Source organism: Bradyrhizobium sp. WYCCWR 12699, from assembly GCF_032144035.1.
In the GTDB taxonomy this organism is placed as follows: domain Bacteria; phylum Pseudomonadota; class Alphaproteobacteria; order Rhizobiales; family Xanthobacteraceae; genus Bradyrhizobium.
In genome coordinates this window covers 321380-343154 of the sequence record NZ_JAVTJN010000036.1, presented here as the reverse complement: position 1 = coordinate 343154, position 21775 = coordinate 321380, and the positions used below count along the sequence as shown (strand labels likewise).

Annotated in this window: 26 protein-coding genes; 16 read left to right on the top strand and 10 right to left on the bottom strand. The window is 64.7% G+C overall.

Annotated elements, in window-relative coordinates:
* Positions 1–146 precede the first annotated feature (146 nt).
* Positions 147–812 carry a class I SAM-dependent methyltransferase gene (locus RPS27_RS26400; protein WP_313754711.1) on the bottom strand — a complete coding sequence of 222 codons (666 nt, stop codon included), beginning with the start codon at positions 810–812 and terminating at the stop codon, positions 147–149.
* Between the two features lie 97 nt (positions 813–909).
* Here RPS27_RS26400 and RPS27_RS26395 point away from each other — a divergent pair, with 97 nt between their 5' ends.
* Both RPS27_RS26395 and pdxY read left to right on the top strand, forming a co-directional pair.
* On the top strand, positions 910–1542 hold the full coding sequence (locus RPS27_RS26395; protein WP_212066259.1) for a TetR family transcriptional regulator: 633 nt from the start codon (positions 910–912) through the stop codon (positions 1540–1542).
* Positions 1543–1678: 136 nt separating this feature from the next.
* Positions 1679–2500: a pyridoxal kinase gene (pdxY, locus tag RPS27_RS26390; RefSeq protein ID WP_212066261.1), complete on the top strand. Its 822-nt coding sequence runs from the start codon at positions 1679–1681 to the stop codon at positions 2498–2500.
* A 6-nt stretch (positions 2501–2506) separates the two neighbouring features.
* Here pdxY and RPS27_RS26385 read toward each other — a convergent pair whose 3' ends face one another.
* On the bottom strand, positions 2507–3847 hold the full coding sequence (locus RPS27_RS26385) for a hypothetical protein (protein WP_212066263.1): 1341 nt from the start codon (positions 3845–3847) through the stop codon (positions 2507–2509).
* A gap of 283 nt (positions 3848–4130) precedes the next feature.
* Here RPS27_RS26385 and RPS27_RS26380 point away from each other — a divergent pair, with 283 nt between their 5' ends.
* The 3 genes from RPS27_RS26380 to RPS27_RS26370 all read left to right on the top strand — a co-directional run bounded on the left by RPS27_RS26380 (position 4131) and on the right by RPS27_RS26370 (position 5230).
* Positions 4131–4310: a hypothetical protein gene (locus RPS27_RS26380; RefSeq protein WP_249131666.1), complete on the top strand. Its 180-nt coding sequence runs from the start codon at positions 4131–4133 to the stop codon at positions 4308–4310.
* 172 nt (positions 4311–4482) lie between these two features.
* The gene (locus RPS27_RS26375; protein ID WP_211417256.1) at positions 4483–4737 is read left to right on the top strand and encodes a hypothetical protein; all 255 of its coding nucleotides are present in this window, start codon (positions 4483–4485) and stop codon (positions 4735–4737) included.
* Between the two features lie 346 nt (positions 4738–5083).
* Positions 5084–5230: a hypothetical protein gene (locus RPS27_RS26370; protein ID WP_212066265.1), complete on the top strand. Its 147-nt coding sequence runs from the start codon at positions 5084–5086 to the stop codon at positions 5228–5230.
* A gap of 19 nt (positions 5231–5249) precedes the next feature.
* On the opposite strand, the gene RPS27_RS26365 is transcribed toward RPS27_RS26370, so the two are convergent.
* Entirely contained in the window at positions 5250–5819 is a 570-nt protein-coding gene (locus RPS27_RS26365) for a bifunctional transcriptional activator/DNA repair enzyme AdaA (protein ID WP_212066267.1), read from the bottom strand.
* A gap of 124 nt (positions 5820–5943) precedes the next feature.
* On the opposite strand from RPS27_RS26365, the gene RPS27_RS26360 reads away from it, so the two are divergent.
* Positions 5944–6360, top strand: coding sequence for a nuclear transport factor 2 family protein (locus RPS27_RS26360; RefSeq protein ID WP_212066268.1), 417 nt, complete (start codon positions 5944–5946; stop codon positions 6358–6360).
* Positions 6361–6449: 89 nt separating this feature from the next.
* Positions 6450–7370: a DMT family transporter gene (locus tag RPS27_RS26355; RefSeq protein WP_194402328.1), complete on the top strand. Its 921-nt coding sequence runs from the start codon at positions 6450–6452 to the stop codon at positions 7368–7370.
* 11 nt (positions 7371–7381) lie between these two features.
* Here the strand turns inward: RPS27_RS26355 and RPS27_RS26350 are convergent, their stop codons facing one another.
* Positions 7382–7732, bottom strand: coding sequence for a zinc ribbon domain-containing protein YjdM (locus RPS27_RS26350; RefSeq protein ID WP_212066270.1), 351 nt, complete (start codon positions 7730–7732; stop codon positions 7382–7384).
* Positions 7733–7901: 169 nt separating this feature from the next.
* On the opposite strand from RPS27_RS26350, the gene RPS27_RS26345 reads away from it, so the two are divergent.
* From RPS27_RS26345 to RPS27_RS26335, 3 genes are all read left to right on the top strand, one after another.
* Entirely contained in the window at positions 7902–8261 is a 360-nt protein-coding gene (locus tag RPS27_RS26345; protein WP_212066272.1) for a c-type cytochrome, read from the top strand.
* A 269-nt stretch (positions 8262–8530) separates the two neighbouring features.
* Complete coding sequence (locus RPS27_RS26340) at positions 8531–8935, top strand: VOC family protein (protein ID WP_313754710.1); 405 nt, start codon at positions 8531–8533, stop codon at positions 8933–8935.
* A 110-nt stretch (positions 8936–9045) separates the two neighbouring features.
* Complete coding sequence (locus RPS27_RS26335) at positions 9046–9696, top strand: cell envelope biogenesis protein TolA (protein WP_212066275.1); 651 nt, start codon at positions 9046–9048, stop codon at positions 9694–9696.
* Between the two features lie 14 nt (positions 9697–9710).
* On the opposite strand, the gene RPS27_RS26330 is transcribed toward RPS27_RS26335, so the two are convergent.
* Complete coding sequence (locus RPS27_RS26330; RefSeq protein ID WP_212066644.1) at positions 9711–10547, bottom strand: PhzF family phenazine biosynthesis protein; 837 nt, start codon at positions 10545–10547, stop codon at positions 9711–9713.
* A 159-nt stretch (positions 10548–10706) separates the two neighbouring features.
* Here RPS27_RS26330 and RPS27_RS26325 point away from each other — a divergent pair, with 159 nt between their 5' ends.
* From RPS27_RS26325 to RPS27_RS26310, 4 genes are all read left to right on the top strand, one after another.
* Entirely contained in the window at positions 10707–11033 is a 327-nt protein-coding gene (locus tag RPS27_RS26325; protein WP_212066277.1) for a hypothetical protein, read from the top strand.
* A 60-nt stretch (positions 11034–11093) separates the two neighbouring features.
* Positions 11094–11456: an HdeA/HdeB family chaperone gene (locus RPS27_RS26320; RefSeq protein ID WP_249131668.1), complete on the top strand. Its 363-nt coding sequence runs from the start codon at positions 11094–11096 to the stop codon at positions 11454–11456.
* A 142-nt stretch (positions 11457–11598) separates the two neighbouring features.
* Positions 11599–12132 carry a helix-turn-helix domain-containing protein gene (locus RPS27_RS26315; RefSeq protein ID WP_212066278.1) on the top strand — a complete coding sequence of 178 codons (534 nt, stop codon included), beginning with the start codon at positions 11599–11601 and terminating at the stop codon, positions 12130–12132.
* A gap of 122 nt (positions 12133–12254) precedes the next feature.
* Positions 12255–12536: a hypothetical protein gene (locus RPS27_RS26310; protein WP_194402320.1), complete on the top strand. Its 282-nt coding sequence runs from the start codon at positions 12255–12257 to the stop codon at positions 12534–12536.
* A gap of 17 nt (positions 12537–12553) precedes the next feature.
* On the opposite strand, the gene RPS27_RS26305 is transcribed toward RPS27_RS26310, so the two are convergent.
* Complete coding sequence (locus RPS27_RS26305; protein ID WP_211417244.1) at positions 12554–13417, bottom strand: nitroreductase family protein; 864 nt, start codon at positions 13415–13417, stop codon at positions 12554–12556.
* Positions 13418–13532: 115 nt separating this feature from the next.
* Positions 13533–14315 (bottom strand): class I SAM-dependent methyltransferase, encoded by a 783-nt coding sequence (locus RPS27_RS26300; protein ID WP_212066280.1) that lies wholly within the window; start codon positions 14313–14315, stop codon positions 13533–13535.
* A gap of 109 nt (positions 14316–14424) precedes the next feature.
* Here RPS27_RS26300 and RPS27_RS26295 point away from each other — a divergent pair, with 109 nt between their 5' ends.
* Positions 14425–14691, top strand: a complete 267-nt coding sequence (locus tag RPS27_RS26295) for a DUF2312 domain-containing protein (RefSeq protein WP_106950919.1) — start codon at positions 14425–14427, stop codon at positions 14689–14691.
* 225 nt (positions 14692–14916) lie between these two features.
* Here the strand turns inward: RPS27_RS26295 and RPS27_RS26290 are convergent, their stop codons facing one another.
* A complete protein-coding gene (locus RPS27_RS26290) occupies positions 14917–15429 on the bottom strand; it encodes a ParB N-terminal domain-containing protein (RefSeq protein ID WP_212066282.1) in 513 nt (170 codons plus the stop codon).
* A gap of 165 nt (positions 15430–15594) precedes the next feature.
* On the opposite strand from RPS27_RS26290, the gene RPS27_RS26285 reads away from it, so the two are divergent.
* Positions 15595–16158, top strand: coding sequence for a type 1 glutamine amidotransferase domain-containing protein (locus tag RPS27_RS26285; protein WP_212066284.1), 564 nt, complete (start codon positions 15595–15597; stop codon positions 16156–16158).
* 206 nt (positions 16159–16364) lie between these two features.
* On the opposite strand, the gene RPS27_RS26280 is transcribed toward RPS27_RS26285, so the two are convergent.
* Positions 16365–17267 (bottom strand): toll/interleukin-1 receptor domain-containing protein, encoded by a 903-nt coding sequence (locus tag RPS27_RS26280; protein ID WP_212066286.1) that lies wholly within the window; start codon positions 17265–17267, stop codon positions 16365–16367.
* Positions 17268–17349: 82 nt separating this feature from the next.
* The gene (locus tag RPS27_RS26275) at positions 17350–21120 is read right to left on the bottom strand and encodes a vitamin B12-dependent ribonucleotide reductase (protein ID WP_212066288.1); all 3771 of its coding nucleotides are present in this window, start codon (positions 21118–21120) and stop codon (positions 17350–17352) included.
* Positions 21121–21775 lie beyond the last annotated feature (655 nt).

Genomic DNA, 21775 nt, shown 5'->3' with positions numbered 1-21775 from the left:
GTATGTTTAGCACGCGGCGCTTGGCTTTTCCCGGCAGCAGGTATCACGTCTGAGTGACGAGCCTGCGACGGTGCCGGAACGCGGCATGAAGCCGCCGCGCGGTGGTTGCGCAGCGGCTCCAGGATTTCGTAGCGGTCAGAGCGGCGTCAGTTGATCCGCACGGAGAGCTCGACGTCTTCGGCGAAGGGCGTCGACATGTAGCCGCTGCCGGGCCTGCGCACGCGCGCCAGATAGTCCGGGCTGTCGTCGGCGTTGTCGGCGACGATGATCGCACCCGGTCCGAGATGGTTTTCGAGCAGGTCGAGGATCTCCGGGTAGAGCGCCTTGGCCCCATCGAGCAGCACGAGATCGATCGTAACAGGCAGATCGGCCTGAAGCGTCTTCAGCGCGTCGCCTTCACGGATTTCGACGAGATCGATCAGGCCGGCGGCGATGAGGGTTTCCCGCGCCCGCGCCGCCTTGGACGGCTCGAACTCGCTGGTGATGAGGCGGCCGCCGCCATTGTCGCGCAAGCCTGCGGCAAGGTGCAGCGTCGAGATGCCGAACGACGTGCCGAACTCCACGATCGTCCTCGCGCGGGAGCTGCGTGCCAGCATGTAGAGCAGTGATCCGGTCTCGCGCGAGACCGCGAGCGGTATCTCCTTCAGGCGTCCGTAGAGGTCGCGATAATCGGTCTTGCTCCGCATCATCCGCGCCCGGTCCGCATCGGACAAATCGGCGACGGCGGCTCGCATTGCACCGTTTGCCGCCTCGGCCTCGTCGAACAGGCGATCCAGCAGCGGCGCAAGCGATGTGATGGTTGGGGTGGTCATTCGAGGTCTCCAGATGTGGCGATGAGTTGGGTGCTTGCGTGCGGAGTGAAATACGACTAATTCGTCGCATTTCCTATTCGCATTCACCGGGCGCGCCATGGCCGATCGTCGAAGCCGTTCAGTTTCCTCACGAAAACAGCCGCAACAGGTCCGCTCCAACGAGCTGGTGGCGGCGATCCTGGATGCCGCTGTTCAGGTTCTGGCGAAGGAAGGCGCGCAGCGTTTCACCACGGCACGGGTGGCGGAGCGGGCCGGCGTGAGCGTCGGCTCGCTCTATCAATATTTTCCCAACAAGGCCGCGATCCTGTTCCGTCTCCAGAGCGACGAGTGGCGGCGCACCAGCGATCTGCTGCGCGGCATCCTTGCGGACCGGACGAAGCCGCCATTGGTGCGGCTGCGCGCGCTGGTCCATGCCTTCATCCGCTCCGAGTGCGAGGAGGCTGCAATCCGCATCGCGCTTAGCGATGCCGCGCCGCTCTATCGCGACGCGCCCGAGGCCCACGACGCGCGGGCCGCCGGCGAGGGGATCATCGCGGCGTTCATGCGGGAGGCGCTGCCCAAAGCCTCCGCTGCGCCACGCGCGCTTGCCGGCGAACTCATCAAGACGACGCTGAGTGAGGTCGGCAAGCGATTTTCGGAAGTGCCGCGCAGCGAGGCCGACATCGCGCGTCATGCCGACGGGCTGGCCGACATGTTTTGTGCTTATCTCGGTGAGCTGGCGAGGCGCTGACGCGTGGCAGGCCTGCAGCCCGGATGGAGCGTAGCGTAATCCGGGACTCTTGCCGCGACATCAGGCCCCGGATTTCGCTACGCTCCACCCGGGCTACGCTTGCCACATCCGGCGTTTGACTCTACGGACCTCTCTCATGCTCGTCATCTCCATTCAAAGCCAGGTGGTCCATGGCCATGTCGGCAACAGCGCGGCGGCCTACGCCATGCAGGCGGAGGGCGTGAACGTTGCGGCGGTGCCGACGACGCTGCTGTCCAATCATCCGCGCTATCCGAGCCTGCATGGGCGGGTGCTGGAGACCGAGCTGGTCGCCGATCTTCTGAAGGGTGTTGAGGAGCGCGGGCTCGTCGACGAGGCGGCCGTGCTCGTGACCGGCTATCTCGGCTCGCCGGGCAATGCCGCCGTGATCGCCGATTTCGTCGAGCGGGCGCTGACGCGGAATGCTGAGCTCGTCTATCTCTGCGATCCCGTGATCGGCGATGACGGCCGCGTCTATGTCGCCGACGGCATTTTGGACGTGGTCCGGCACCGGCTGCTGCCGGCGGCCAGGTTGACGACGCCGAACCAGTTCGAGCTCGAGCTGCTCTCAGGTCTCGCGATCGCGGATACGCAGGGCCTGCGCGCGGCGTGCGCGGCGCTGGCGGGGACCGACCGCATCGACGACGTCGTCGCGACCGGCTGCACGCTCAGCGATACGGCAGAAGGGCAGGTGGAGACGATCCTGTGCGCCGACGGGCAGGTGTCGCGCTTTGCAACGCCGCGTTTGCCGATCCGCCCTTACGGCACCGGCGATCTCCTCACCGGTCTCATCGCAGCTCATCTGGCCAAGGGCGAAGCGATTGAGGCCGCGGTGCGCCTTGCGGTCGACACCATCTTTGCCGTGCTGGTGCGAACGCAGGACGCCGGCACGGCCGAGATGCGGCTGGTGCCGTTGCCGATCCCGACGCGTAAGGCGTAACGGGGGTCAGGTCGCGCGCTTGCCGGTCGATTGCGCTGATTTTTGCGGCTTGGCCGGGCCCTTCTGCTCGCGCGCGGCCTGGGCCTTCGGCGGCTTGGCATGGGCCGCGGCGCGCACCACTTTCTTGGACTTCACGCTGGCGACTTGCTTTCCGTCTCCCGTGCCGCGGCGCGAGATGTATTCCGGGCCATCGACGGGGCCGACATGCGGCGGGTCACGGCCGAGATACGGCCGGCCGATGCCGTAGGCCTTGCCGTTGGCGTCGACCCACTTCCACAGGATTTCGGTCGAGACCCAGCGCTGCGCGCGGTTGTTGCCTTGCGTGCTGACGATGTCCGCCGCCATGCCGTGGCCGTAGCCGCCGCGCGTGCTGCCGCCGTGATAGGAACGGTCGGAGGCGGCCTTCAGGCCGCTCGCGATTGACTGTCTGTAATCGTCGCGGAACGCGCTGGTGATGCCGGGCGAAAGGCCGGCAGCTTCCGCCGCGAGCAGCGTACGGAACAGCTTCCGCTTGAAGCTCTTGTCCATGCCGCCGATGACATAATCCATCATCGACATGCCGGCGTGCTCGGCGGCCTTCGGATCCTTCCAGCCGAAATCCTCATCGACCAGCTTGGTGAAGCTGCGCATCACCGTGACCGTCTTGCCCTTGCGCTTGATGGTGACGGCGCGGCGCTCCTGGACCTTGATCGAGTCTTCCTTTGCGGTGCGCTGATAGAGCGTCCAGAGATAGCGGTCGATGCAGGCATCCATGACGAAGCATTCGTCGAGCACGGCGACGGTATCGGCCGGCGGCGATGCCTTGCTCGCAGGGGTGACCGGGCTGCTGGCGATCGCCGCGGGAGACAGCGCGTCCGTCGTCACGATCTCGGTGGGGTCGGCAGATGCGAGCTTGATCGGCTCCGGCGGTGCGACCGGGGCCGCCTCGCTGACGATGGATTCTGGTTCGGGTGTTATCTGCGGCGCGGGCGGTGCGTCCACCAGCAGGATCAGTGCCGGATCGGCCGAGGCGAGCTTGATTGCGGGAGCGGGCGTCTCGGGTGCCGCTTCAGCGATTGTCAGGGCCGGTGCCGCAGCCAGGGCAGCGGCGATATCGGCGGTCAAGGCGATGCCGTCCTCGATCGTCGCAGCGTGCGGCACGTCGGCGAGGTCGAGCCGGCCGAGATCCTTAGCTTGGTCGTTGGCGTAATCCTTAGCGTGGTCCTTGGCGCGCGAGACGGCGGCCGCGTTGGCACCGCTGTTCTCGATGAGGGCAGGGGCATAGGCGGAGAGGGAGAGCGCCAGCCAGCCGGCGAGCACAGCCGAGGGGCATGTGACCGCCACCAGAAGAGACCGCCGATCGTCCATGATCCCTGCCTCCAAACGGTTCTGCCCGAACCCGTCTTGCCCGGACAGTGATGATGCAAACAGTCTGACGCAAACAGTCTTGCACGGAAAGGCACGCAGTACGTCGATTGTTCGGAGGACCATGTGGCAGCGCAATGGCGCAAATCGGCGAAAATGGGCTTTTCGCGGCACTGTTGCCGAGGTGCAACGCGGGTTCCACAAAAGTGTCTTGATCGCCGTGTCGTCGCAACCTTGTTGCGGGTAGCGCGTTCGGTCGCTCATGACGCATGCCACGCTTCGTCCCATGGACGCTTTCGATCCGACCGAACCCGCCATCCTGCACGATCGCCTCACGGACACGATCATCACCTGGACCGCCGACCAGGCCGACGATTATCGACGGGCCAGCCGACCGGGCGGCGACGGAACCGTGGCCTGGAAGGCCTATATCTTTGACGGCTGGGGCAACGTGCTCGGTGGCTGAGCACCGCCCATAAAGGCGCCATGTCGGACCCGGCGTGATTCGGCCAAGGCCTTGGACATGTTAAACATATCGCTATGCGCCGGACGCGCTGTTGCATTGCAACAAAGCGTATCGCAATGCAGCAAAGCGCACCTAAATATGCTTCGACTCTTCCACTTCCGGAGCATCACCAATGAACAAGAAGACTTTGTCGATCGCCGCCGCCATCCTGACGATCGCGGGCAGCACCGCGGCTTTCGCCGCTGAACTGCCGACTTACGAGACCAATGGATTTCCGGTCTCGCCCTTGCAGGTTCGCGTCCTCGGTGCCGCGCATGTCGAGCAGCAGGTCGCTGCGCCGACCACCGTCGCCTCGGCCCACCAGACGAAAGTGCTCAGCCCCCGCAAGCTGAAGACCGCTGACGTCACCACGGGCACTGCCCGCTAAGCTTCATCGCTGAGAGATTGGCGGGTTCCGCGGAGAGGCGGAACCCGCCGTTTCTTTTGACGTCCTCGACGTCGATGCTGCTTGCGTATCGCGCGCGCAGCCCTCGTTGAAACTGTCCCGTGCGCGATCTTGCACCAGCGCGCGTTGCGCAATGTCTCGGCGCGATCAATTGACATCGATGCGCTGATTGAGACTCCGGCCGCGAACAAGTTCGCGTGACTATGCCGGTTATGTATCCCCGTTCATAACGAGCGTGATCCTCTTAACATTTGTTTTGCAGACCGCATTGCCTGATGCGGCGGCCGCGTCGTCGCGGCCAGTTTTTGAAATCATAATGGAGGCCATCATGCCGGTTGCGCAGAAAGTCGTTGCTGCTCCCACCTCGCCGCGTGCATTCATTGTCAGGCACGCCACTTTGTTCGCCGCCGCCGTGTTGTTCGTGTTCGTGCTGAGCCTGACATACGGCCTCGATCTCAGTCCGGGATTTTTCTGAGAGGTCTTCAAGCCGCGCGCTAAGCCCGCCGCACGCGCGCCGCGCGCAAACTCGACGGCGAGCGGCCGTAGAGCTCGGCGAAGGCGGCGTTGAACCTGCGCAGGCTGCCGAAGCCGGACTGGAACGCGATATCTGTCATGCTGTTCTCCCCGGCATCGAGCAGGCGCTTGGCGCGCTGGACGCGCAGCGTCTTGGCGAGCTGCTGCGGCGTGGCGCCGACGTGGCGCTCGAACAGACGCGCCAGATGACGCGACGAGATGCCGAGCCGCATCGCCAGATCGACCACCGAGCCTTCGTCGAGCGCGCCGCCATCGATCAGCTTCATGGCGCGCGCCACCGTGGAGCGCGTGCCGTTCCAGGCCGGGCAGAATGGCGCAGTCTCGGGGCGGCAGCGCAGGCATGGCCGGAAGCCGGCGGCCTCGGCCGCCGCCGCCGTCGGATGATAGGTTACGTTGCGCGTCAGCGGCTGCTTGGCCGGACAGACCGGGCGGCAATAGATGCCGGTGGTTCTCACCGCGGTGAAGAAGCGGCCGTCGTAACGGGGATCGCGGCGCAGGCGGGCGGCGTTGCAGGTCTCGAAGCTCAGCATGGCCGGATCATAGCGCATGGCGATGGGGCCGGAAGGGCTGCGGGATGACCGAGTCCGATTGTGGCGAGTTGCAACGCCCACCGCGGCCTAGAAGGTGGCCGCAATGCAAGCCAGGGAGCGCATCATGTCCAGCCCGAGAGAGATTGTCCTGAACGCCTGGAAAACCTTTTCGTCGCGGGATGCGCTGCGTATCGCCGCATTGTTCACCGACGACGCCGAATGGATCGCGCCGAAGGGCAACGCCACCGCGGTCGCGCTCGGTCACACCGACCACATGGTCGGCGCGGGCCAAATCGCACGCTTCATCGCCCAGGAGATGCACAAGATGTTCTCGAACATCGATATCGCGTTTCGCGGCGTGTATGCCGACGGCGACGTCGTGATCGTGGAGGAGCGGATGCGCGCCACGCTGCCCGGCGGCAAGCCTTACGAGAACGACTATTGCTTCGTGTTCACGGTGGCGGGCGACAGGATCCGCGAAGTGCGCGAATACATGGATACGCGCAAGGGATGGCGGATGGTGTTCGAAGAGCGGGCGTGACGGGCCGTTCGGGCCACGAATCCCACCGCGTGTCAGCCCTGCACCTGCGTGGGTTGAGCCGATGGAGGCGCTGACATAAGGCTTGATCCATGGATCAGCGGACGAGCGGCGCCGACGCTCTTTCTCAGAAGCACGACGCGGCGCCGGCACTGCTCGGCGTCACTTGCGGCCTTGCCGCGGCGCTGTTCTGGGCGCTCGGCTTTGCCGGCACACGGCACGGGCTCAAGGTCGGCTTCACGCCGGTCGATCTGCTGGTGCATCGCTATGTCTGGTCGGGGATCGCATTTCTGCCGCTGGTCCTGCGCGCCGGCATTGGGGATCTCTGCGGCATCGGCTGGGGCAGGGGTCTCGTGCTGATGGTGCTCGGCGGCCCCGTGATGTCGCTGATCTCCTACACCGGCTTCCTGTTCGTGCCGCTCGGCCACGGCAGCGTGATCCAGCCCTCCTGTGCCACGCTCGGCGGCCTCTTGCTGGCTGCCCTGTTCCTGAAAGAGCACGTCTCCGCCTCGCGCCTCGTCGGTGCGCTCGTCATCGTCGGCGGTCTCGGCGTGATCGGCGCTGAATCGATCGGCCATATCGGGGCCGACGGCGTGCTCGGGGATTTGATCTTCGTGCTCACCGGACTGATGTTCGCCGGCTTCGGCACGGCGCTGCGGCACTGGCGCGTCTCCGCCGTGTCGGCCGCGCTGGTCATCAACGTGCTTTCGCTGCTCTTGTTGCCAATCTATGTCGCGACCGTCGGGCTTGCTCACGTCGCGGCGATCGGCGTCGCCGAAAATGCCATCCAGGCGCTGGCGCAGGGCGTGCTGGCCGGTCCCGCCGCGCTCTATCTGTTCGCCGTCTCGGTGCAGCGCCTCGGCGTTGCCCGCGCCGCGGTGTTTCCGGCCTGCGTGCCGGCGCTGACGCTGCTCACCGGCTGGCTGCTGCTCGGCGAGCCGCCGACGATGTTGCAGACCGCGGGCCTCGTGACGGTGCTGTGCGGGTTTTACCTGGCGCAGCGGCAGCGGTAGCCAGCTCGCGGCTACGCCTTCCTCACGAACTCCGACTTCAGGTTCATGGCGCCGATGCCGTCGATCTTGCAGGCGATGTTGTGACCATCGGTTGCGTCCTGCAGGCGGATGTTGCGCACCTTGGTGCCGCCCTTCACCACCGAGGAGGAGCCCTTGATCTTGAGATCCTTGATCACGATGACGCTGTCGCCGTCAGCGAGCGCATTGCCGTTGGCATCTCGCACGCCGGCATCCTGCGCCGACTCCGCGGCCGCCTCCGCCGCACCGCTCCATTCGTGGCCGCATTCCGGGCAGACCCAGAGATCGCGGTCCTGATAGGCGTGCTCGGAGCTGCAGGCGGGGCATTTCATCGTGTCGGTCATACTTCTCGTCTCGCTTCATGTGCTGCCGGCGTCGCTTTTTCGAAGCGGCGGCCACGTCGCTTCAGCTCTTGCTACGGGCCTCGCGTCAGGCCCTTGACGCAGATCAATTTCATCGGCCTGCGCCGACTTACGCTTCGTGTGCCGGCGAAGCAACAGCGAGGGAAGCGCCATGTCGCACAGTGCCCGAATCTATCTCGGTCTCGCTCTCCTGGTCGTATTGTCGGTGCTGTTTCTGTTCAGCGTCGTCCACACTGCTGCCGGGGCTCCGCGGTCGGGCCCGCGCGCGGTTGCCGAAGGCCATCGCCTGGCGCAAGCGTGGTGCCAGAGCTGTCACGCGGTCGAGCCGGGTATGGCCGGCTTCTTCGACGAGGCGCCGAGCTTTCAGTCCATCGCCGACCGGAGCGGCACCACCGCGCTGTCGCTCAAGGTGTTCTGGCGGACCAGCCACCAGAACATGCCGAACCTCGTGATCGCGCAGGGGCAGGCGGATGTGCTGTCGGCCTATATCCTGAGCTTGCGAGGCAAATGAGGGCGGCCAACTCGATTTTACGAAAACAACCCCATGCACAGTATCAACGGCCTTGAAACTCCTCATGTTTTCGGTAATGCCGAAGAGTGTTTGCGGCGCCGGGCAAAACAGGGGCAGAATGACATGGTGCCACCGGTCGGGTGAGACGGTCGCTGCGTAGCCCGGATGGAGCGCGAGCGGAATCCGGGGGCCAGCGTGCGGCAACATCCCGGATTGCGCTGCGCTCCATCCGGGCTACGCTCGCAGCGCAACTGCGCAGCGAGTCCGAGATGAGCTTCCTCCTCAACATCGACGTCCCCGATATCGAGCAAGCCACGACGTTCTACACCGAAGCCTTCGGCCTCACCGTCGGCCGCCGCTTCGGCACCGGCTTCGTCGAGCTGCTCGGCTGGCCGGCGCCGGTCTATCTCTTGACCAAGCAGGCCGGCACGGTCGGGGCCGGCGGCGACCGCCGCCGCTACGAACGGCACTGGACGCCGGTGCATGTCGACGTCGTCGTCGACGATGTCGATGCGGCCGTCGCACGCGCGCTGCGCGCCGGCGCGATCCTGGAGGTGCCGGCGAGCGATGCGCCCTATGGCCGGATCGCGATGCTGGCCGATCCGTTCGGGCACGGGTTCTGCCTGCTGGCGTTCAGCGAGAAGGGATACGATGCGCTTCTGGAAGCGGACTAGTCCGTAGCCCGGATGGAGCGCAAGCGTAATCCGGGACGCTTGCCCCGCGGACACAAGACCCCGGATTGCGCTACGCTCCATCCGGGCTGCGAATCCAATATCGGGGCGACATGCCGAAACGCGCGAAAAGCAAACCGACACGGAACCTGAAGACCTACCAGACCTCGCTCGGCTTCTACGACCAGGCCATCGCCGCGCCCTCGATGAAGGCGGCGCTCGAGGCCTGGGGCGCCAGCTCCAATCTGTTCCATCAGGGCGCCGCGAAGGAGACTGACGATCCTGATATCGTCGCGGCCACGCTGGCGAAGCCGGGGGTCGTGCTCAGGCGCCCGGTCGGATCGGACGGGGCGTTCACCGAGAGCGCCGAGCTGCCCACCGATCTCGCCGAGGACGATCACAAACCCAGACGCAAATCCGGTAAGCGCCCGGCCAAGAAGGCCAAGACCGCCAAGAAGCCGCCGCGCAAGCTCGACGACCAGGCGGCCCGCAAGGCCGCCGCGGCGTTCGAGAAGGAGGAGCGGCGGCGCGAGGCCAAGCGGCGCAAGGAGGAGGCCGCCCGCGCCAAAGAGCGCGCGCGGCGCGACAAGGCGGTCACCGCAGCCGAAGCGGCGCTGGACAGAGCGAGGCAGGAACACGAGGCGAAGGCGGAGGAGATCGAGGCCGCGCGCGCCGCGCTCGACGACCGCGCCGAGGCCGAACAGACTCGCTGGGACAAGCAGCGGATGAAGCTGCAGGAGGCGTTGCGCCGCGCGCGGGAGTAGCGCGGCGCTCCCGTTCACGCATCCATGAAACGTGCCGTCCCCGAGACCCGGATTGAGCTGCCGCGGGCCTCGCCGATCTCCGCGCGGATCAGCGACCGCGCGCCCATGTCTTGGCCCTGGACTATGTCGATGGCGCCGCCATGGGGCCAGCCGATGTCGCGCAGATAGCCTGCAAACGCGGCGGCCGCCGCGCCCGTGGCGGGATCTTCGACGACGCCACCGGCGGCGAACGCGTTGCGCACATGAAAGAGTTGCGCGCTCTCCACATTGACGAGCGCGATGGTGACGAGCCCGGCCTGCTCCATCAGGGCCCGGCCGCGCGCGAAATCATAGGTCATGCGGGCGAGCGCCTCGCGGGATTTGAGGCCGAGGAGGGCGTGATCGGCCCCCGCATGAATTTTCGCCGGCGGGAGTCCGGGATCGAGATCGAAGGCCGCATAGCCGAACAGATCCAGCAGTTGATCGCGCAGCGACGGATCGAGCGGCGCGCTGCGGGTCGGCGGCGATTGCAGCGACGCCGCGATGGTGTTGCCATCGCGGCGGCCTGAAACCGAAATCGCGGCCTCGTTCAGATGCAGCTGGAAACGCCGGTCGCCGTGCTGGTGGGCGAGCGCCGCGCCCAGGGCAATCGTCGCATGGCCGCAGAACGGCACTTCCATGGCGGGCGAAAAATACCGGACGCGCCAGGCCTCGCCCTCGGGCGCGGCAAAGGCCGTTTCCGAGAAGCCGACGTCCGCGGCGATCGCCTGCATCCTGGCCGCATCCGGCAGGGCGTCGCCGATCCAGACGCCGGCGGGATTGCCGCCCATGCTGCCGTCGGAAAAGGCCGCGATACGAAGGACTGTTGTCATGGGGTTCCTGTTTGTTGCCTTCAGTAAGCCAACGGGCCAGCGCGACGCACCGGGAGCGGTTGCCCGGCAGTGTTTCCTTACCATGGCGTCCGCTCGCGGTTGTAGCGGCGAAGGCGCGGTTCCATGCCTATATGAGCTGCGGTCTCATACAGGTTCTTCATGCCCGAAAACAAACAAAAGTCCGCAAGCCCGATGATCGTGCGGCCGCGCCGCGCGGCGCCGCTGCTGGTCTGCCGCAAATGCCTCAAGCGCAGCGATGACGGCCGCGACGTCAGGCGCGCGCTGAAGTCCGGACTGAAGGCGCGCAAGCATGACGGTACCAAGCCGGCCAAGCTGGTCATGACCGGATGCTTCGGCCTGTGCCCGAAGAAGGCGATCGTGCTCGCCAGCGGCACGAGCCTGGCGCGGCAGGAATATGTGCTGGTCGCGGACGGCGACCAGGTGCCGCGGGCGCTCAAGCTGCTGAACGGCGAACGCGGTGGCTGATCTTTTCCGTCGTCGCCGCGCGGGCCGCCGCGACAGCCGCCTCGACACTTGGGCAGCTCGTTGATCTGGATCAACGGCCCCGCGCGCGATCATCGGACCTTGGCCGCATCGTTCGGAGGAAATTTCATGATCCCGTTGAAGGCGGCAGCTGCCGCACTGTTTGCTGCCATGCTGACGGTCTCGCAGGCCGAGGCCCAGGTGACGGTCGACGTGTCGAAGATCACGTGCGACCAATACATCACCCAGCGCATCACCCACACCCGCAGCGTTAACATCTGGCTAAGCGGCTTCTACGCCGGGCGGCGCAACGACCCGGTGCTCGATACGCAGCAATTGGAGCGGAATTCGAGCAAGCTGTCCCGCTTCTGCGAGCAGAATCGCGACATGCTGCTGCTCGATGCCGTGGGCGCCTTGAAGAAATAGGTGACGTATCCTTTACCATAGAAGCTTGTCCCGGCCGAACTGCGACAAGTTTAGGGCCCGTGGAAAAATTCTGCGCTAGCGTGCTCCGATCACGGCGGCCTCGATCCGTTTCGACGCCGCCGCAGGATTTTTCGGAGCTGTCATGAGCGATCTTCGCGCCGCCCTCAGGCATCACACCTTGCGGACCGGCCTTGTCGAATTCGACAATGGCAGCGGCAGCATCGTCAGCGTGCCCTGCACGATCCGTGACGTCTCGGCGACCGGCGCGCGGTTGCAGCTCAACAGCTCGGCATGGATCGCGGAGCAATTCTCGCTGATCTTCAGGGGCGGCCTGCGCAAGGACTGCCGGCTCGCCTGGCGCAAGGAACGCCTGATCGGCGGCGCGTTCACCGCCGGCTATGCGAGCGCGACCGAGCAGGCGGCCATGATGACCGCGGACGAGCAGTCCCGGCACCGCCTCGGCATCGGCGCGCGCGTCAAGGCCGCGCGAGAGGCCCGCGGCTACACGGAAAGCCAGCTCGCCGAGCATCTGGGTGTCGCGCCGGCGTTCGTAGGCCAGGCCGAGCGGGGCGAAGTTGACATTCCGTTGTACCAGCTGATGCACATCGCCGATCTGCTGATGGTCGGGCTCGACGGGCTGGTTGCGGGGCCGGTGCCTGAGGAGGTCGAGGCGTAGGGCCAGGCTCGCGGAAACGCCTGAGCGCGCGCCTCGAAGGATGGTCGCGAAAAAATCTCGCGCGAAATTTGCTTGCCTTGCCCCACATCCTTTTGCACTCTTCGCGCGAAGGAGACCCGTGCATGACAAGAACAACCGCCGCCTGCGCGCTCGGAACCGCCCTGGTGCTGTGCAGCCTTGCAACGTCAGGCGCCGAGGCCCGCACGCGCAAGGCCGTCGTCGTCCGCGCGCCGCAAGAGCGCCTCATCGTCACCGCGCCCGTGCTGCGGCCGACGCCGTGGGATTACAACGTCGTCCCGCGCTACCGCTACCGCCCCGAGGACGACAAGGTCGATCCCTACGGCCCGCCGATCGTGCCGTCCTATGTGCGCTATCAGGGATGGCGCTGGCCGTATTGGTGGTAGGGGCCGGTTGACGCGCTTCAGGTCCGGCGCCGCTTGGTCGCCTGGCCGATCACCCTGGGATGAGAGAAGTCGGCTTCGCTTTCAAGCGTTTGCGCGGGGTTGCTGACGGGGCCGGTGAAGGCGTTCGTCCACTCTCCCAGCATCTCGTCGCGATCCGGCCAGGCGTCCATGGATTCCTGGTCGCGGTACATCGCAAAGGGGCGCAGCGTGCTCTCGTAGAAATCGACCTGCGCATGCGTGCGGTACTGCTGTGGCTGGTAGCCGTTCCAGTGCACGAGCTGGCCGAGCGGCCGGCGGTAGCGGCGGTCCTGGTCGATTGCGGGATAGCCGATCGGGATCGTTCCATAGGCCGTCATCCATGACGGATAGCCCAGGACCTCCGCGAGCTCGCGATTGGTCTCGGCCTCCCCGCCGCCGGAGAGCCAGGCCGAGGTCAGCCCTTCCGCGGTGACGCCGAGCTGGATGTTCTGGATGGCCGCGCCCAGCGAGCAGTAGAAGATCGCCTCGTTGTTGTCGCGATACTCGGCGTCGAATTGGGGCGAGGTCGCCTGCGGAAAGCAGACCTTCCAGCGGGGATCGCCGAGCACGAGGATGATCGCGACCGTGTTGGCGAGATAGGTCTTCTTCACGGCCGGAAAGCCCTTGGCGTGGTCGACCAGCCGTTGCGCCTGGCGCAGGAATACCGCAAGCACTTTCTCGCGCATCGCGGGATCGTCGACGACGATGAAGTCCCAGCACTGCACGTTCGCCCCCGACGGCGCCCAGCGCCCGCAATCGACGATCCGCTCCAGCACGTCGCGCCCGACGCTGCGGCCCGGCTCGAACTTGCGCACGCTGCGGCGCTTGCGAATGACGTCCTGGAAAAGCGGGGCGTCGGTCATCAGGCCAGTCCTCCCGGTGTTTGTTTGACGGGAGTGTAGGGCGGGAGGGGCGTTGGCGAAAGCGCGAGGTTGGCGCAATGCGTTGATTTGAGTTCGTAGCACGCTCGCAACTTCGTCACCCCGGCTTGCGTCCGCTGATCGCGTGCGCGCGGGCGCTGTAGGTGATGCGGCCCTCGGCATCAGCGGGAAGGCACGCCCGCACGCGCTGCTTGAGCGCGGTGACATCGGCCACGGGCATCGCCGCGATCACAGGCGCGGTGGAGGGGGCCTTGGTCTCCACGCTCCAGAACTCGTCGAAATCGGCAAAGGTCCGCTGCACTGTGATCTCGCGGGTCTCGATCTGCTGGAGGCCGGCCGTGCTCCAAAAACCCTGAAGCGCCGCGAGGCTGGACACCTCCATATGCGGCGGGCGCGTCAGTTGCAGCCCCATCGCGCGCATCTCGTCGAGGATCGGGTCTAGCGGAAAGCCGCCGCCCAGCATGTCCCACATGTAGGTCGCAACGAGGCCGCCGGGACGAACGACCCGCGCCAATTCCCCAACGCTCTTCGCCGCATCCGGCACGAACACGAGAACCAAAGCCATCACCGCGACATCGAAGCTTGCGTCCGGAAACGGCAGCGCCATGGCATCGCCGGTCTGAAACACGGCGCCGCGCGCGCCGGGGCGCGCGCGAGCAAAGGCGAGCTGTCCCTCGGAAGGATCGATGCCCTGCACATTGAGCGGCGCGCTGCGCGCCACGATGAGCTCGGTGAAGGCGCCGCTGCCGCAGCCGACATCGATCCAGCGCAGCCCCTTCGCCGGCTTCAGCCAGTCGAGAAAGATCTCGCCGACCGAACGGCTCCAGACGCCCATCATCTGCTCATAGGCGGCACCGTCATCGAAGCGAAGCTCGGCCATGGAACGGCTCCCTCGGCATTTTCCACAGGGCAATGCAGCGGCGTTGAGGTTAACACATTGGTTATGTCTTTGCGGGCATTTTCGCGAGCTCAGTCAGCGAGGAGGCACCATGTCCGACATCACCATTCCCGGCGGCAAGATCCGTTCCTTCGTCGAGCGGATCGAGAACCTCGACACGGAGATGCAGGAGTTGAGCGAACAGAAGAAGGAAGTCTTCGCGGAAGCCAAGGGCGAGGGTTTTGACGTCAAGATCCTCAAGGAGATCATCAAGCTGCGCAAGGAAGACAAGAACGAGCGCGACGAGCGCGAAAGCCTGCTCGACCTCTACATGCGCGCGATGGAAACGGCCACGCCGGAGCAGGCGAAGGCGGCGTGAGAGGAACGGGTTGAAGGTGAGGAGAGATGGCCGCGATCGAAAAGGTTGCGGCCGTCATGCTGTGGCAGCTAGGAGAAAGTAGCGCGCAGCATAGCCCACCGTCATGCCGGGGCGCGAAGCGCGAGCCCGGAATCCATTGCGCCATTCGTCGAGCCGCCCGATGGAGTCCGGGCTCGCGCCGAAGCGGGCGCGCCCGGGAATGACGGCCTCAACCGAAGCCCGCCATCAATAGCGGCTGCCGCTGCCCTTCTGCTGCGTGATCCAGTCCGACAGTGATTTCGGTTTCGCTTTCACCATCCGGACGGGTGATGCCTTCGGATTGTCGCGCGGGCCTTTCGTCGAACCTGCGCGCGGCGCTTGCGTTGCGTTGCCTCTCGAGGTCGCCGCCGATGCCTCCGCGGCTTCCTTCTCCAGGCGCAACTGCTTCAATCGCGCCATCTTGAGGCGCTCGGCCTCGACTTCGGGTCGCTCGGCGAGCAGCGGCTTATGTTGAGCAAGCTCGGCCGGGACCATGACGCCGAGAATGGTGGTCTCGCCGAGCGCTTTGCAGGCCTCTAACCGATGCAATCCCTCGACCAGAACGAGGCGGTCTCCGTCGAGCCGAACGGAAATGGGGGTCTGCTGTCCGATGTCCAGCATGCTTTCCGCGATCTCGGCGACGGTCTCGGGCTTGAGGGTCTTTTTCAGCTTCGTGGGAACGAAGATCTTCTCGATCGGGAAGCTTTCCGGCTTGGGCATAATCTGACTCCGCGCCTACCGGTCCGTCGGAACGCATGCCGGGGGTAGTCGGAGTTTAGGAGAGAAGGGCACGACCGCAAAGGCAATTTCGGCGGCGGGGCGCGAGGAACGAAACGCCGAAGCGTTCGATTGACTGGCATCGCCTCACGCTCAAAGGAGACACGGATGGAACTGTCCGGGAAGAAGATCGCGATTCTCGCTACCAACGGCTTCGAGCAATCGGAACTCGAAGTGCCGCGTGATGCACTCAAGGCGGCCGGTGCGGCCGTGGAGATCATTTCGCTGCAGCAAGGCGAGATCAAGGGCTGGGACGAGAAGGACTGGGGCCGCCCCGTCAAGGTCGACAAGACCCTCGATCAGGCCGCCGCCGGTGATTATGACGCGCTGGTCTTGCCCGGCGGGCAGATCAACCCCGACCTGCTGCGTGTCGAGCCCAAGGCGCTCAGCTTCATCAAGAGCGTCTTCGATGCCAAGAAGGTCGTCGCCGCGGTCTGCCATGCGCCCTGGCTGCTGGTCGAGACGGGGATCGCGAAGGGCCGCCGGATGACGTCGTACAAATCGATCAAGACCGACGTCGCCAATGCCGGGGCGAAGTGGGAAGATTCGGAGGTCGTCGTCGACCAGGGCATCATCACCTCGCGCAACCCCGGTGACCTCAAGGCGTTCAGCGCGAAGATCATCGAAGAGGTGAAGGAAGGGCGTCACACGCAGCGCAGCAGCGCTGCTTAGCCACGGTTACTTTGGCGGTGCACTGAGTTGACGCCCATCCAGCCGCGGTCGTGGTGGAGGGGCGACAGCTAATGTTTATCTCGTAGGATTAGCTTCACCCTTGCGAAACCCTCTTGGCGTTGGTTGTGGGGTCGCTGCGCTCCCCATCCTACGAGTTGCACTGTCACGTAAATTCCACCGTCGAACGAAGGGGGTCGCAAGACTGGCTATGAATCCAGGGCTCTAACCAGACGCCGCGCAACTTCCTCGACTCCGAGCGACCAGCTAACGGCAACACGATCGGCCAGAATTGGAGAGTATTCGTAAACATCGGGTGCATTCACGTCAGACCAAACTGGTAGAATAACTTGTTGCTTCTCGACAAGCTCGCGCGTGAAGATCGAATCATATTCGCGTTTGCTCCAGCCATTGTTGGTCAAAAAATTCGGCGTGAGAACGAGAATGCATTTTGAGCATTCCTTCAGGCCGGCTTCGATACCTCCGCGCAGGCTATCGCCCACCTTTAGAGAGAATTCATCGTACCAAACTGGACACATGAACTTTTGCATTTGGATCGCAAGTGGCCCCGCAATCGACGCCTTGTCTCTAGAGTCGTGAGAGATGAAAGCCTTAGGTTTTTCCAATTGGTTACGTCTCCTCAGATAGGCCTCACTGCGAAATACCACGCGGACGCCATTTTCAGCAGCTTCGCTGATGAGGCGCATCTTCGCGTCATCCGGAGGATCTCGTTCACAATAGAAGAAAACGCGTCCGGCAAAATTCAGGTGCTTTCCCTCAATCCAGCCATTTGGCGGATCACCGAATCCAGTGCTTACGCCTATATCCGTGATCGGGAGGGCCAGAAGTTCTTCGATGCTGTTCATCAAGATAGCTTCGGGAAAAATTACGCCGCTCAGTTCAGGCACGTAGAACGCTAAATACTTAGCGTTTGCATCGAAGTTCAGAAAGACGCGTGCATTGACCTCAATCTCTGACCCGTTAGATGTGTTCTGAAGTCTCCACTTCTTCTCAATCGAGAGATCGTGGGAGAAGTCTTTTACGAAGTATTCGAAAAGAGAGGCCATTGGACTAGTTTTTTCCGAGACCGCGATCTGGATGCCGCCGGTCAAGCATTTGTCCCTCTGTTATGGAAAAGGCCGCTCAAAGAGCGGCCTTCCCAAGTCATTGCTAGTTCAGTCGGGTTCTTGATGGTCACGAACACCCCGTCGTGCTGCCGCACGTATCGCACTTCATGCAGGTCCCATTCCGCACCAGCGTGAAGTTGCCGCACTCCGAGCACATCTCACCCTCGTAGCCCTTGGCCTTGGCTTCGGCGCGGCGTTCGGCCTTGCTGGGGACGGCGGTCGCGGCGCTGCCGGCCTTGCTCCACTGCAGGGCTTCCAGCTTTTCCGTCGGCGAGAGGTCGTGCTGGACTTCCTGCTTCAGGGCAACGGCGCCTTCGAGGGCATCGCCGACACGGGCGCTGGTGGCGTGGGCCGCCATTGCCGTGACCTTGCTGCCGCCGGACGGCGCGCTGTCGTCGCCCTGGGTGACTGCGGCGCTGCCGCCGCGCATCACCACGAGGTTGTCGGTCCGCGAGCGGGTGAGGCCGCGCGAGACCAGGCGGGTGGCGTGGTGGCCGCCGTCCTCGTCCGGCTCCTTGCCTTCCTCGACGCCCTTGCCGAGCGCGTCGAAGCCGGTCTCGTTGGGATCGACATGGGCGAGGTCGAAGCGCGACATGTAGCTCACCGCGAGCTCGCGGAAGACGTAGTCGAGGATCGAGGTCGCGTACTTGATGCTGTCGTTGCCCTGCACGGGGCCCGCCGGCTCGAAGCGGGTGAAGGTGAAGGCGTCGACATATTCGTCGAGCGGCACGCCGTATTGCAGGCCGAGCGACACCGCGATGGCGAAGTTGTTGATGAAGGAGCGGAGCGCCGCGCCTTCCTTGTGCATGTCGATGAAGATTTCGCCGAGACGGCCGTCATCATATTCGCCGGTCCGGAGATAGACCTTGTGGCCGCCGACGACCGCCTTCTGGGTGTAGCCCTTGCGGCGATCCGGCATCTTCTCGCGCTCGCGCATCACGATGATGCGCTCGACCAGCTTCTCGACGATCTTCTCCGAGACCTGCGTGGCACGCGCCGCCATCGGCTTCTCGTAGAGGCTCTCGACGGCATCGTCCTCGTCCTCATCATCGCTGATGAGCTGCGAGTTGAGCGGCTGGGAGAGCTTGGAGCCGTCGCGATAGAGCGCGTTGGCCTTCAATGCGAGCTTCCACGATAGCATGTAGGCGGACTTGCAGTCCTCCACCGTTGCGTCGTTCGGCATGTTGATGGTCTTGGAGATCGCACCCGAGATGAAGGGCTGGGCCGCGGCCATCATGCGGATGTGGCTCTCGACCGACAGATAGCGCTTGCCGATCTTGCCGCAGGGATTGGCGCAGTCGAACACCGGGTAGTGCTCGGCCTTGAGGTGCGGGGCACCTTCCACCGTCATCGCGCCGCAGATGTGGACGTTGGCCGCCTCGATCTCGCGCTTGGTGAAGCCGACGGCCTGGAGGAGGTCGAAGCCCGGAGCCGCAATGGCTTCAGCACCGATGCCGAGCTGGTCGCGGATGAAATCCTCGCCAAAGGTCCACTTGTTGAAGGCGAACTTGATGTCGAAGGCGGTCGGCAGCGCTTTCTCGACCTTGGCGATGGCTTCATCGGTGAAGCCCTTGGCCTTGAGGGTCGAGGCGTTGATGCCGGGCGCGTTGGAGAGCGAGCCGTGGCCGACGGCGTAGGCCTCGATCTCCGCGATATCAGCTTCGCGATAACCGAGCGCGCGCAGCGCCGCGGGGACCGCGCGGTTGATGATCTTGAAGTAGCCGCCGCCGGCGAGCTTCTTGAATTTCACCAGCGCGAAGTCCGGTTCGATGCCGGTGGTGTCGCAATCCATCACGAGGCCGATCGTGCCGGTCGGCGCGATCACCGTGGTCTGGGCGTTGCGATAGCCGTGCTGCTCGCCGAGCTCGAGCGCCGCATCCCAGGCTGCCTGGGCGTGGCTGACGAGGTCAGCTTGCGGGCAGGAGACCAGGTCCATCGGCACCGGGTTGACGGAGAGTGCCTCATAGCCGTTGGACTGGCCGTGCGCGGCGCGGCGGTGGTTGCGGATGACGCGCAGCATGTGCGCGGCGTTCTTCTTGTAGCCGGGGAAGGTGCCGAGCTCGGCCGCCATTTCGGCCGAGGTCTTGTAGGTGATGCCGGTCATCACGGCGGTCAGGGCGCCTGCGATCGCACGGCCTTCCTTGCTGTCATAGGGCAGGCCCATGGTCATCAGGAGGCCGCCGATGTTGGCGTAGCCGAGGCCGAGCGTGCGGAACTCGTAGGAGAGCTCGGCGATCGCCTTCGACGGGAATTGCGCCATCATCACCGAGATTTCGAGCACGATGGTCCAGAGCCGGCAGAGATGCTCATAGCTCTCGACGTCGAAGCGCTTGGTCTCGGTGTTGTAGAACGTCAGCAGGTTCGCGGACGCCAGGTTGCAGGCGGTGTCGTCCAGGAACATGTATTCGGAGCACGGGTTCGACGCGCGGATGTCGCCGGACGCCTTGCAGGTGTGCCAGTCGTTCATGGTGGTGTTGAAGTGCAGGCCCGGATCGGCCGAGGCCCAGGCGGCGTAGCCGATCTTTTCCCAGAGGTCGCGCGCCTTCAGCGTCTTCGTCACCTTCTTGGAGGTGCGGGCGTTCAGATTCCAGTCGCCGTCCGTTTCCACGGCGCGCAGGAAGTCGTCCTTCAGCGAGACCGAGTTGTTGGAATTCTGGCCGGAGACCGTGAGATAGGCTTCGCTGTCCCAGTCGGTGTCGTAGGTGTCGAACGCGATGTCCTTGTAGCCTTGCTTGGCAAACTGGATGACGCGCTTGATGTAATTGTCAGGCACGAGGCTGCGGCGCGCGAGCTTGATCTCGCGGCGGAGGGCAGGGTTCTTCTCGGGGTCGAAACAGTCGTCGCCCGAGCCTTCGCAGTTCACGCAGGCCTTCAACACCGCCTTGAGGTGCTTCTGGTTGATCTTGGATCCCGTGACGAGGGCGGCGACCTTCTGCTCCTCCTTCACCTTCCAGTCGATATAGGTCTCGATGTCGGGGTGATCGACGTCGACGACGACCATCTTGGCGGCGCGGCGCGTGGTGCCGCCCGACTTGATCGCGCCCGCGGCGCGGTCGCCGATCTTGAGGAAGCTCATCAGGCCGCTCGAGCGGCCGCCGCCGGAGAGCTTTTCGCCTTCGCCGCGCAGGCGCGAGAAGTTCGAGCCGGTGCCGGAGCCGTATTTGAACAGGCGGGCCTCGCGGACCCAGAGGTCCATGATGCCGCCTTCGTTGACGAGGTCGTCACCGACGCCCTGGATGAAGCAGGCGTGCGGCTGCGGGTGCTCATAGGCCGACTTGGACTTGGTCAGCTTGCCGGTGAAGGGGTCGACGTAATAATGGCCCTGGCCGGGGCCGTCGATGCCATAGGCCCAGTGCAGGCCGGTGTTGAACCATTGCGGCGAGTTGGGCGCGACCATCTGCATCGCGAGCATGTAGCGCAGCTCGTCGTAGAAGGCCTGGGCGTCCTCGTCGGTCGAGAAATACTTGCCCTTCCAGCCCCAATAGGTCCAGCAGCCGGCGAGGCGGTCGAACACCTGCTTGGCCGAGAGCTCGCTGACATAGCGCTCCTTCTCGGGCAGGGCTGCGAGGGCGTCGGTGTCGGGCACGGAGCGCCACAGGAAGGAGGGGACGGATTCCTCCTCGACCTTCTTCAGGCGCGCGGCAACGCCCGCTTTGCGGAAATACTTCTGGGCGAGCACGTCGGAGGCGACCTGCGACCACTCGGTCGGGACCTCGACGCCGTCCAATTTGAACACGACCGAGCCGTCGGGATTCCTGATCTCCGACGTGGTCAGCCGGAAATCGATCCCGGCGTAAGGTGACTGTCCTACCGTGGTGTGGCGCCGCTCAATCCGCATCGTCTTGCCCCGTCCTTAAGTTTTGACCGGTCGAGCCTCCGTTCAGGCCTGCCGGTCGACATTTCGTTTCGCGGCGCCTTCGGCCCGTTCGGCCTTTGGCAACCGCAGTTCAGCCGGTGGACCCGGCCCTTGTTCTCCCGACGCGATGGTTCGATGCGCGCACCGATCACCCGCCGGCATGTCCAGACCCATCCGCCCCCAAGGGGATGAGCCCGACACGCGTTCAACGCCCCACCGTCACAACGTCTCTCACTTCACGCAGGTGCCGGTTTGCACCAGCGTGAAATCTGCCATCCGAGCCTGTTGCCGGCCCGTTCGGCGCCCGAAGAGTCTGCCTTTCGCGGGCAGACAAGCCCTCATCCGCTGCCTTTGGCTGGCCGGCGGAGTTGAAGATTTGCGAGACCCTTTGGGGGAGTGCCGGCGGGACGCAAACTCACTCGCGCCGAACGGACCGAAAGCTAGGACTCTCCGTTGCGCCCGTCAAGAACTAGTGCGGGTTCCTGAATCAAATACTAAATATGGTGGATTGCGGGGGATAACAGGGGTCTGCGCCGCGCCTGTTGTGGAGGCAAGTATCAGTGAGTCCTCAGAGATTCCCAACCGAAAAAATTTGCATCCCGTGGTGATGCGGGACCTTCATCCCGCTGTTCACAGG